This is a genomic window from Edaphobacter aggregans DSM 19364 (assembly GCF_000745965.1).
Lineage (GTDB): Bacteria > Acidobacteriota > Terriglobia > Terriglobales > Acidobacteriaceae > Edaphobacter > Edaphobacter aggregans.
In genome coordinates, this window is the sequence record NZ_JQKI01000151.1 from 1 (window position 1) to 11,943 (window position 11,943).

Sequence of the window (11,943 nt, forward strand, 5' to 3'; positions counted from 1 at the left end):
TTGCCAACCGCAGCCTCGAAATCGGAGCGCGAAAACAGTTGCAGGAGTTGGCTGAAAATACTGCATACTCGATTCATGGTGGATGCCTTTCTCATGCGTCAAGTGGTCTTCTCAGGACCCACTTCACTCTACAGGAGGCTCCACCTGCCTCACCCTTGAGCCTTGTTCTCAAAGGCTAATTTGGACGACAGTGATATGTGTTGCTTTGAGAATTATTTGGGTTCATCCGCACATTTCTATACGCGCTTGCAATTTGCCTATGTTGGTTAGTGCATTTGTCTGCTTTGCATGTCTCTACACGGTGCCGTGTGCTGGTTCAGAACTCAAGAAAGAGACGGTTGCCGCATTCAATACAGCCGGAGTTGACCGTGCTAACTCTGAACTGCTAGATCATAAAGAGAATTCTGACTCGTGTCCTAGAGTAAGGATCTAGAGAGGTGTAATCGATGTCCACAGGGCTCGCTCGCCGTCAATTCCTCCGCAATATCGCGACCACAGCAGCCGCACTTGCGGTTGCGACTCCGGCCTTTGCAGAACAAGAGCACTCCGCTGTCCTTACTTCTGCTAGTTCGGGCAACGATGGTTTTATCATTCGTGAAATGGAGCCAAAGAATCTAGAGTCGTCGGTTTCCGCGTTCTCTAGCTTTATAACTTCGGCAGACCAGTTTTACGTTCGCAACCACTTCAAACAACCTGAGTTGTCCTCCGCAAACTGGACCCTCGCAATCGACGGTGCGGTTTCTCACCCGCTCCAGATCACCTATGCGGAACTCACAGCAATGAGGTCACGAACAATGGTTTCCCTCCTTGAGTGCGCGGGTAATGGCCGAGTCTTTCTTGTTCCGAGGGAGGATGGTGCGCAGTGGGCGAATGGTGGAATGGGCAACGCCGAATGGACCGGCATCCCTCTCGCGGACGTTCTGAAGCTCGCCGGTATCAAATCGACTGCGGTCGATGTCATCTTCGAGGGAGCCGACTCCGGTGAGCTCACCACGCCCAATCCGAAGTCCCCTGGGGTGATTCCTTTTGCGCGTTCCCTGCCAATCTCGGAAGCTAATCACGGGGATGTCCTACTCGCCTACCATATGAACGGCAAGCAACTTCCGCCAACTCACGGTTTCCCCGTTCGACTTATCGTCCCCGGTTGGTATGGAATGGCATCCGTAAAGTGGCTGAAGCGTATTACCCTCACCGAGAAGCCCTTTGACGGCTACTTCCAATCACTCCAATATTCCTACTTCGAACGGCCCAACGGCATTCCGACCGTTCTTCCTGTAACTACAATCAGCGTCAAATCCGCCATTATTGATCCCGGCTTCGCCGATAAGATTGCGAGCGGGCATGACTTCAAAGTGCGCGGTATGGCGTGGGCCGGCGTAAACGACATTACTTCCGTCGAAGTCTCGACCGATGCCGGAAAAACCTGGAATCCGGCCCAACTGATAGGCCCCACAATACGCTATAGTTGGCGTATGTGGGAATTTACTTGGCCTGCTCCCAGTGCAGGCAAACACACGCTTATGGCCCGCGCCACAGATTCCAAAGGGAACACCCAGGCGATGGAGCGCAACAAGGATTACCGCAGTTATGAGATCACCCACGTCATTCCCGTGATCGTTGAGGTCATATGAGAAATAGGGCCAGCCCTTCGAGCTGGCGAACCTCGTTTTGATCCAGGGAGCTGACGCGCAGGCAGCCGACCTGTTGGCCTTTGGACGGCTTGCGGGTTCGAGCGGGCCGAGGTGTCCGCAGAACCGCAAAACACGCAGAGTTTTTTGGGCGTAAGGGCCGCCACCGAAATTTCCTTATTCAAAAGCAGTGGCCGTCGCCCACCGCGCCACATCCACAATCCCCGCGAACTGATGTACTTCACCCGATGAAGTGGTCAGCGAATAGCGGTCCGCACCCGTGTCAACCAATTGGATCCGGCAGTGAAAGTTCTGTGAGTCCCCGCAGATTTAGTACGGATCGTGCCCCGACCGGTGCCGGTGCTGGAAGTGGAATTAAGCAGCAGGCGGGGAGGAACTGCGCTTGGAAATCCTCAGCCAGCGTAGTCAGGTCCGCGCAGGTTGGTGTCACGACCATGTCGGTGTTTTGTCATCACTTGTGAAAAGTTGAGATGAGAAATTTGGTTGCTCGAGAATTGTTGCAGCTTGAAGAATGTTGGCGAAGAATCCAAGGGTCTTCCAAGTCCACGAATTGCCCAAAACCGCATTATGTCCTGAAAGCGACCGTTTTCAGGACAGGCTTGAGAAACTGCCAAATGGCTCGGTTTACGGGCTTGGAACTGTCCCACGACCCATCCCAAAAACAATGCCCCCGAATTAGCGTGGTGCTTTCCGTGCGATCAACGCTCTCCGGAACCCCAACCGTGCATCCCATTATTGAAGTGCACAACACCGAACCTGACCGACTCCATGGCGTAAAACTGCCGAATCTCGTCTGGAAGTCGTGGGTCACCTACAGAGGCGGACGTCGCGAATAGATAGACGTTCGCGCGCCCATCGAGACCATGCACGACGCCAGGGTAGTAGTTGCGCGTGATCGAGTCACCGAGCAGCAGTACTGCGGACCTCCCATGTCCACTCGATCTCCTCCGGAGTATCGTCATGAGGACTGAGAATCACGGGAACCACCGTCGACTACGCGATGCATTTAATGCAAGCCATCAGTCTTGGTTACTTTTCCGTCCCAGTGCCCGCCTCGATCGTCGAGCCGGCCACAGTAAACGCGTACACTTTGTTATTTCCGATTCCGGCCATTCTCCGGTAACCAGATCCCCAATAGACGACGCCGTCCACGATTGATGGTCCATCGATTACCGACCCCCCGCTCGCAAAGTTCCAGAGGATTGTTCCGGTTTTCGTGTCCAGCGCGTACATCTGCCCTGAATAAGAGCCTGCGTACATGACGCCGTTCGCAACACTCACCGAGCCGATGTCAATGGTGCCTACAGTCGGGTCTGCGGTCTGCCAAAGGATCTTCCCGGTAGCGACGTCGAGAGCACTCCACGATCCCCAAGCAATCTGCTGTCCCGAGGGAACTAAGGTATAGGGGAGATGGCCGTTATTCGCGATCTCGACATAAATGCGCTTACCATCGGTGGCAGTGCCCCACCCGATGCCCGTACCGCCTGGCCCAACCGGTGTGCTCCAAACGATGTTCCCAGTATCGGGATCAAGTGCCCAATAAATACCGCTCTTCTGGCCAAAGCCTATGATATTACCCAGGAAATTAGGTCCTGCCCCTCCAAAGTCGAAATCTGGACTGGTCGGTACGGGACAGTTCGGGTTTGTTCCGGGAGGACGGAGGCAGGCTACTGTCCAGGTATCAAAGCCTTGCAGCCTTTTGGCCCACTTGATCTGGCCGGTCTTTAAATCCAATGCAAGGGCGGTGTCGAAAAAATCGTCAGCCGCGGCGCAGTTCGCAGTCGGATCTGCGTTCTGGCAAGCTTCCACAGCTGCGGGTACGGTGTAGTTGTTACCCGTACCAACGAAGAGCAAACCGCGCTTTGGATCAATCGCGGGTGGTTGCCACACCGCGCCGCCACTGTATCCACCCGGCTGACCGCCGTTCTCTGGCATGTCGTAGGTCTTCCAAAGCATCTGACCGGTCTTCGCATTGAGCGCCACTACACTGCCGCGAAAGCTGCAACACGGATAATCCAGATTCGTTGCCAGACCTTCTTCCAACGAAGAAACCCCAACGTAAACCACACCGTCGAAGACAACAGGAGATCCAGTGATGATTGCAGCCGGATGGCTATCCACGTGTGTAATCCAGCGGAGTTCTCCTGTCTCCCGATCTACTGAAATCACGTTCGCGCCATCGTGCACCTGGGAACTGAGAATGTCCCCAATAATTAATTGATCATGATCCACGACGGGACTAACGCGAGAGACAGATCCGGCGACGCTATCGTAGGCGGAGATCTTGTGATTCCAGATGACCTGCCCGCTGTCCTTGTTGACTGCGAAGAGATGGCCACCCCAATCGGGGAAGTAGACTGCGTCGTCAGCCACAGTAGGAGTAGCAGAAACATCGCCACTCGCTTTGAACACCCATTTTGGTTTCAGGCCCTTGACGTTGGCAGGACCTATTGAATACTCCGCCGGCTGGCTCCGGGTGTTGTTCAGATCCTGTCCGGCTTCTTGCCATTGGCCAGATAGGGACACATCTGATTGGCTTTGCGCGCTTAGCGCCGAGACTAATAACAGGACACAGATCAATGCCGTCATGGGCAATGACACGTCACGATTCTTCGTGGGCATCTGCATAGTTCTCCTTGAATTCGGTTGCGGTTATGCTCGCCAGACAATGCAATTTGGGTAGCTAGGCTACGGAAGACACCGTAAATAACCAAAAGGCGAAGTAGCAGCAACCACAGATGAAGCCGGGAGATCTTACGCACGAGCCTTCTACAAAGACGCCAGATTTAGAAGGAATGATTTGACTTTGCTGCGGTACAAGAATGAGGTGGGTATTGAAGTTATGTCAAGCGAGAAATGCAACGACACAACCCTCTGAAGGTCGCAACAAAAAGAGATCCACCGGAAGGAGAACCAGCGATGCGTCGCTTCCGCGGAACGACACCTCAACGTCTCGTGTACTCTTTCGTCTTTTTTGCAGCCGTCCCCCCGATCCTCGCGCAGGGCAGTGACACCTTAATCAGTGTAGGGAGCCCAACAACCCCGGCTCGAGCGCACAGTCGCAATCAAGATCCTCTCGCAGCTTTCCTGCGACCCCGCGCAAAAGCAACGGTTTCGAACGCGAGGCACGAGCCATCTCCTCCCTGAACCATCCCAAGATCTGCACGCTGTACGACATCGGCCATCAGGTTGAATAAGCAAAGCGCCTTGACGGCTCGAGAGAATCGAGTCATCGGGCAAGCCTGATGAGAAGCGGCCCAGATCCGGCCATATGTGCCAAATAATTAGCACAGAAGTAGCCACATAATTAGAAAAGCAACAGGGTTGTTGATATTGGATCGAGCGGGCGGAGGAGAGCTTCTTAAGCTTTTCCTGTCGAATGCACTGTTTTAAGTGCACAAATTTTATTTTTGCAACAATTTTCTGGTAAAGCGCGACATTTATAGGTACGATGGCCTGCATTCTGACACCAAAATATGGCAGTTCATCCCTGCCAGCGGCCATTCGCCCCTTAAACGGGATTTTGCTTTTCCGAGAGGTTTACCTGTGACACGATATCTGCCCCTCCGCCTTGCGGCGGCAATCCTTCTTGGATCATTTGTTCCTGCCTTTACCGTACTTGAGCCAGCTGCCTATGCGCAGAACGCGAACGGCGTCATTACCGGTGTCGTTGCGGACGCGACCGGAGCCGTGATCGCCGGCGCCGACGTTGTGCTGACATCGCCCTCACAGGGCACCAAGGTCGTGGCGAAGACCAACGGCCAAGGCATCTACCGGTTCGACGGCGTCAACGTCGGCGATTATGTTGTCTCGGCTACCGCTGCCGGCTTCGTCAAGGCGCAGATTCCCGCCAACGTGACGGTGGGCGCGACCGTGGGCCGCGACTTTCAACTGACCGCCGGATCTTCGGAGACAGTGGTTGAGGTCACAACCGCGTCGATGCAGTTGCAGACCGAGGACGCCGTTCGCGGCGGCACGATTGCGACCCAGCAGCTGATCGATCTGCCGATTCTCAATCAGAACTCGCTGAACCTGATCCTGACGATCCCTGGTGTCGTGCGCTCGAACCAGAGCGGCTCGATGGACAGCGGCATCGGCGCGGTCAACGGCGCGCGCGCTCGTTCCAACAACTTTCTGCTGGACGGCATCCTTAATAACGACATCTCGGTGATGGGTCCGCAGTACACGGTCACCAATAACGACGAGCTGGCAGTGGTGAACTTCCAGACGACGAACTTCAGCCCGGAGTTCGGCCGCGCGGGCGGCGCGGTGGTCTCGCAGATCACTCGTTCGGGAACGAATGCGCTGCACGGCTCGCTGGCGTATGTGTATCGCACGCAGTTGTTCGATGCCAGCACGCAGACCCAGCGCAATGCCTATGTAAGCGCCCTGGCCACCTACCAGACAGCGGTGGTGACGAACCCGAACTATCCGGTTCCTGTGCTGAAGAATAAGTACCACGAGAATATTCCGGCGTTCACGATCGGCGGACCGGTGATGCTTCCGCACCTGTATGACGGCCGTGGCAAGACCTTCTTCTTCGTTGGCGGACAGTGGGACCGCTACCCTTCGAACTCGCTGACTACGTTCAGCAATATTCCTACGCAGAGCTCGTACAACACGCTGAAGGCGCTGGCCGCGACCGGCACCTGCCCGAACGTGACCAACTACCTGAACCTGCTGGCCGCTGCGGGCAATCCCGTTGGCTCGTCGACCGGTGTTGGTGTCTCCACTCTCAGCATCGCGGTTCCTGCCTCCCTCGCGGCGACGACCTGCAACAAGAGCGCGCGTACGGGACAGACGCTGCAGGTAGGCCAGTTCTACCGGACGGCGACAGATGTATCGCTCGACAACAACCACCTCGTCCGTATCGACCACCGCACCTCGAACAAACAGAGCATGATGTTCCGCTGGCTGTACGACAACCTCACCGACAACCTGGGCGGCACGGTTGGTCAGGGTCCGCAGTTTGACGTTCCCTATGCGGCGCGCACGATGGGCGCGGCGTTCAGCGACACGTACTCCTTTTCGAACACGTTTGTAAACGAGTTCCGTTTCGGCTACGTAAGGGCGAACTATCAGTTCAACCCGGCACCTACCGCCATCGGCGCAATCATTCCGGCGATCACGGTGACCTCGCTTACCGTCCCTGCGATTACGTCGTCGTTCCCGCAGGGCCGCGTGGCCAATACCTTCCAGTACGAGGACAGCGTGACCTGGGTGAAGGGACACCACGCGTACAAGGCCGGTGGCGAGATTGTGCGGCAGCTTGCGGTGCAGGTGGCCCCGTTCAACGGCCGCGGCACCATCGCGTACAGCAACATCACGGCGGCGCAGAGCTCGAACAACACGGCCATCGCCGCGGTGGCGAACTTCATCGACGACTACGCCGGCTTCAGCACTAGTCCGGTCAACAAGCTCTTCGGCTCGGGCCGATACTATCCGAACCTGTTTACGTGGTCGCTGTTTGCGCAGGACACCTACAAGATGAGCCCGGATCTGACGCTGGTGTACGGTGTGCGCTATGAGAACTTCGGCCAGCCGGCGAATATCTTCGAGCACCCGGCGTTCGTCGGATACGGCACGAACGATTACCTGTCGACGGCGAAGGTGAATCACGACAACAACAACTTTGGGCCAAGCCTGGGCTTTTCGTACAATCCGCACACCGACTTTCCGCTGCTGAACGGCAGGACGGTCATCCGCGGCGGCTACCAGGTGACGTACGACAACTTCTACAACAACATGCTGTCGAACATGATCGGCGCGTCTCCGAACTCGCCGGCGAACGTTGCGGTTTCCAGCACCACGAATACGGCAGCGCAGCCTCGTGGAACCTTCGGCATCTCGAGCGGCATCGCGGGCCTTGTTCCCAGCCTGAACCCTTACACTGCCCAGCAATCGGTCTTCTCGAAGAACATCCGCAACCCGTACTACCACCACATCTCGTTCGGCGTGCAGGAGCAGCTGCCTGCAGGCATGGTGCTCGATGTGGCGTACGTCGGTTCGCTCGGGCGGCAGCTCTTCTACACCAACCCGATTAACCCCGGCGTGCCCGGCCCTTCGGGCGTGGCCCAGCAGAACACGCCCTACGGCACGCAGCCGCTACGCGTTTACGCGAACCGCGGCGTGATCCAGCTGCGTGACAGCGGCCTGACCTCGAACTACCACTCCCTGCAGGTGCAGGTGCGCCACGGCGGCATCAACACCGCGGCGGGCAAGCTGTACTTCACCTCGTCGTACACGTGGTCGAAGAACCTGGACGTGCTGAGCGAGATCTTCCAAACCAACTCGTCGGCCCAGAACCCGTCGCGCTCACCGGTGACGGCAGGGCCGCTGGGCTTCCTCGACTACGGACCGTCGGACAACGATCGCCGGCATGTCTCGAGCACGGTGCTCGTATGGAACATCCGTGGAGTGGAAAAGCACTGGCTGAACACCATCGTCGGCGGATGGGTGGTCTCGCCGATCCTGACGGTGCAGAGCGGCACGCCGTTCACGGTGCTGAACGGAACAGATCGCGACTACGACGGCTCATCGTCGGGGGATCGTGCGGACATCGGCAACCTGAAGGCCCCGGTCACCTCGCGCGGTATGGTGAGCACGACCTGCCCCAGCGGCTTGTCGGACGGCGCAACGGGTGCCTGCACCACCCGTGACAAGGTGCGCTTCGTACAGGTCACGACGTACAACCCGAACCAGACGCAAAACAGGAATCAAACCTACACGACACGGTATCTGAAGCTGGATGCCGATCTGCTGAAGACCTTTGCTATCGGCGAACGCTGGAAGGCGGAACTTCGCGGCGAGTTCTTCAACGTGACTAACAACCAGAACTTCGATACACCGTCAGTCAACAACAACCTCACCTCCGCTGGTGCAACGAGCAACTTCCTGAACACCTCAATACAGAACGGCGGATCGCGTACCTTCCGTGTGGGTGCGAAGGTCAAGTTCTAAATCTCTATCGTGCAATACATGAGAGAGGGCCGCCCGATTGTCGGGCGGCCTAATTTTTTAAAGTACAGCGGCTGTGGCAGGATGTTCTGCATGATGACGCGACGTTCGCTGATGGTTCGGGAGCCGCGCTGGGTGCGGCCTCGCGCGTGAACGTGTTTTCTCAGGGGGCTGCGAGTGCTAATGCAATTGAGATGGCACACCGGTCGAACCCGACGCTCTCCTAGCCTGATGCGCCAAACAGTCTCCCAAGACTGAAGAGTTAAATAGGACGAGGGCGTAGCGCATTCCATCCTGGCCAGGAATTCTGATCCATCGAAGAACATCTCAGTCGCCTGCTTCTATCCTTATGATGACAAAAGGGTTATGTGAACAGATTTCGCCTTAGCGTGCGTGGCATTCCCTTTCTTGAAGTGACCCCAAGGTCAGGCTCCATTTGTTTCTTGTTAGGGGAGTACCGCTTCGGAGGTAGGTTACGCAGGAAGTTGTGGCCCGGTTCCGTGGACGGAGAAAAGTTTCAGGGTAAATCGTACTTTAGACGGGTGAATGATGCGATGGGAGAGAAGTTGTAACAGCGTCCATCCTAAATAACGGGTGGGCAAGGGGCAAAGGTGGTGCCTGGCGGAAGGCGCCATGCTATTCTGTCGACCAATTTGCCAATATACGGAGATACCAGGATGAAGCATGTCGCGCTTGCAGTCGTTTGGGTTGCGTTCGTTTCATGGGCCAGTGCGCAGCAGCCGGCAGTTGCCGATTTTGTGAAACCCGGCGACAACCTGGTGATTGAGGGCATACCGCCGGTTCCGACGAAGGTGGCGGAGTCGACGGAACGATATGGAGAGGCTCGGACGGCCGTTCCGTTCGACTGGCATCCTCGAGAGCGCTCGATGCTGATCGGGACACGTTTCGCAGAGACCAGCCAGGTGCATTCGATCAAGATGCCGGGCGGCGCACGGCGGCAGATGACGTTCTATCCGGACCGGGTACTCGGAGCACATTACCTGCCGGATGGGGAGGCGTTCGTCTTCCAGAAGGATTTGGGTGGTGGAGAGTGGTATCAGCTCTACCGGCAGGATACGGCTACGGGCGAGGTGACGCTGCTGACCGACGGGAAGAGCCGTAACGATAACGTGAAGATGGCACATGGAAAGAGTCTGCTGGCGTTTGCCTCTACGAGAAGGACGGGAAAGGACGCCGATATCTGGGTGATGGACGCGATGCACCCGGAGTCCAGCCGGATGGTGCTACAGGTCGAGGGCGGGGGGTGGGAGCCGTTGGACTGGTCGCCGGATGGGACGAAGCTTCTGGTGAAGAACTTTGTCTCAGTGAATGAAGCATATCTTTGGATGGTGGACGTCGCGAGTGGAGCGAAGACGCCTCTGACACCGAAGCAAAACGGGGAGAAGGTCGCTTATGACGAGGCCTACTTCAGCAGGGACGGCAAGGCTATCTATGCAACGACGGACCTGGGAAGCGAGTATCTGCGGCTGGCGCGGTTCGACCTGACTGTGATGAAGCCGAAGTTTCTGACGAGCGATATCTCATGGGACATCGAGACCTTTGCCGTGAGTGAGGACGGAAGGACGGTTGCCTTCCTTGCGAATGAAGATGGTTTGAGCAAGCTCTATCTGCTCGATGCGGGAAGCGACAAATACCGCGCGGTGCCGGGGGTTCCGGTTGGCGTAGTGGGTAGTTTGCGCTTCCACAAGAACAGCCGCGATCTGGCCTTCTCGATCAATTCGGCGAGGTCGCCTTCCGATGTGTACTCGCTGGATGTGAAGACGGGCAATCTCGAGCGATGGACGGAGAGCGAGACAGGCGGGCTGAACGCTTCGAAGTTCGTGGAACCGAAGCTGGTTCGATGGAAGACATTTGACGGCAGGATGATCTCGGGATTTCTTTATAGCCCGGATGCCGCGAAGTTCCCAGGAAAGCGGCCGGTGATTGTATCGATCCACGGCGGACCCGAGGGTCAGTCACGGCCGGTGTTTCTGGGGCGGAACGATTATTTCCTGAATGAGCTTGGAATCGCGGTGCTGATGCCGAATGTGCGGGGATCGCTGGGTTACGGGAAGACGTTTTCGCTGCTGGACAACGGATCCCATCGCGAGGATACGTATAAGGACATCGGCGCGCTGCTGGACTGGATACAGACGAGCGACACCCTAGACAGCTCGCGGGTGATGGCGTTTGGAGGGAGCTACGGCGGGCACATGACGTGGGCCGTGGCGGCGTTCTATGGAGACCGGATACGGTGCGCGCTGCCGATTGTGGGGATGTCCAACCTGGTGACGTTTCTTGAGCACACCGAGGCGTACCGGCGAGACCTGAGGCGAGTGGAGTATGGCGACGAGCGTGACGCGGCGATGCGGGCTTACTTGGAGAAGATCGCTCCGATGAACCATCTGGATGCGATGCACAAGCCGATCTTTGCAGTGGTGGGGAAGAACGACCCGCGGGTGCCCTGGACTGAATCGCGGCAGATCGTGGATAAGCTCAAGGCACAGAACACGCCGACGTGGTTCCTGATGGCGAATGACGAAGGCCACGGCTACGCGAAGAAAAAGAACAACGACTACCTGTTCAACGCAGAGGTGATGTTTGTCGAGAAGTATTTGCTCGATGGGATGACGCAGCCTTAGTTAGGCGCAGGTCAGGCGTACTTGCGGAGGACGCCGAGGACCTTGCCCTGGATGCTGACGCTGGCGGCGGGGGCGAAGATGGGGCCATCTCGGTGTTAGAGGGTTGGAGGCGGATCATGTTGCCCTCGCGGTAGAAGCGCTTGAGGGTGGCATCGGAGCCATCGACGAGTGCGACGATGATCTCGCCCTCGCGGGCGGTGCGGGTGCGCTCAACCAGGACGTAGTCTCCGAGCCGGTTGATATGCTCCCGCCGGTAAGGCGACAGTACGCTGAGCACATCGGCATCAACCGGATGCCCATTTTCCTGCAGTTCCCTGATCCTGCGCGACATCCACTGTACGTTGTACAGGATCACCATATTGGCGACGAGGTGATTGTACTTGATGACCTTGCGCTGTTCATGCCGGACGTTTTCGGCGATTGTGCCGACACCGCCGAACATCAACCACTGCGCGAAGTCATTGAACTGCTCACTCTTGTTGGTCGCCGCGTGAATGGTCCGGCGCAATTCGGGATCGTTCAGATATTTCAGCAGGAACAGCGTGCGAATGACACGACCGAGTTCCCGGAACGCAAAGTAGAGCTTGTTCTTTGTGCTCTCCGAGCCAAGGCGGCGCAGAATCGTTGACGGCGTCATCTTGCCGGCCTTGATCGAGACCGCGACGCGCATCATGTCTGGATAGTGCCGTTCGATC

General features: G+C 57.0%; 5 protein-coding genes and 1 pseudogene. 3 read left to right on the forward strand and 3 right to left on the reverse strand.

All coding sequences use genetic code 11. The annotated features are described in order from the left end of the window. Positions 1-599 precede the first annotated feature (599 nt). A complete protein-coding gene (locus tag Q363_RS27070) occupies positions 600-1,631 on the forward strand; it encodes a sulfite oxidase (RefSeq protein WP_064742738.1) in 1,032 nt (343 codons plus the stop codon). A 1,047-nt stretch (positions 1,632-2,678) separates the two neighbouring features. On the opposite strand, the gene Q363_RS27075 is transcribed toward Q363_RS27070, so the two are convergent. Then, positions 2,679-4,277, reverse strand: coding sequence for an outer membrane protein assembly factor BamB family protein (locus Q363_RS27075; protein WP_211256374.1), 1,599 nt, complete (start codon positions 4,275-4,277; stop codon positions 2,679-2,681). Positions 4,278-5,195: 918 nt separating this feature from the next. Between Q363_RS27075 and Q363_RS27080 the strand changes: the two genes are divergently transcribed. After that, positions 5,196-8,609: a TonB-dependent receptor gene (locus Q363_RS27080; RefSeq protein ID WP_035356937.1), complete on the forward strand. Its 3,414-nt coding sequence runs from the start codon at positions 5,196-5,198 to the stop codon at positions 8,607-8,609. A gap of 674 nt (positions 8,610-9,283) precedes the next feature. Further along, positions 9,284-11,248 (forward strand): S9 family peptidase, encoded by a 1,965-nt coding sequence (locus tag Q363_RS27085; protein WP_084080819.1) that lies wholly within the window; start codon positions 9,284-9,286, stop codon positions 11,246-11,248. Here Q363_RS27085 and Q363_RS46940 read toward each other — a convergent pair. Together Q363_RS46940 and Q363_RS46945 are read right to left on the reverse strand one after the other, a co-directional pair. After that, complete coding sequence (locus Q363_RS46940) at positions 11,190-11,489, reverse strand: LexA family protein (RefSeq protein WP_245632505.1); 300 nt, start codon at positions 11,487-11,489, stop codon at positions 11,190-11,192. The two genes, Q363_RS27085 and Q363_RS46940, sit on opposite strands and share 59 nt — an antisense overlap. Beyond that, positions 11,463-11,943 (reverse strand): annotated as a pseudogene (locus Q363_RS46945) (Tn3 family transposase); the annotation flags it as partial. The pseudogene Q363_RS46945 and the gene Q363_RS46940, both read right to left, overlap by 27 nt.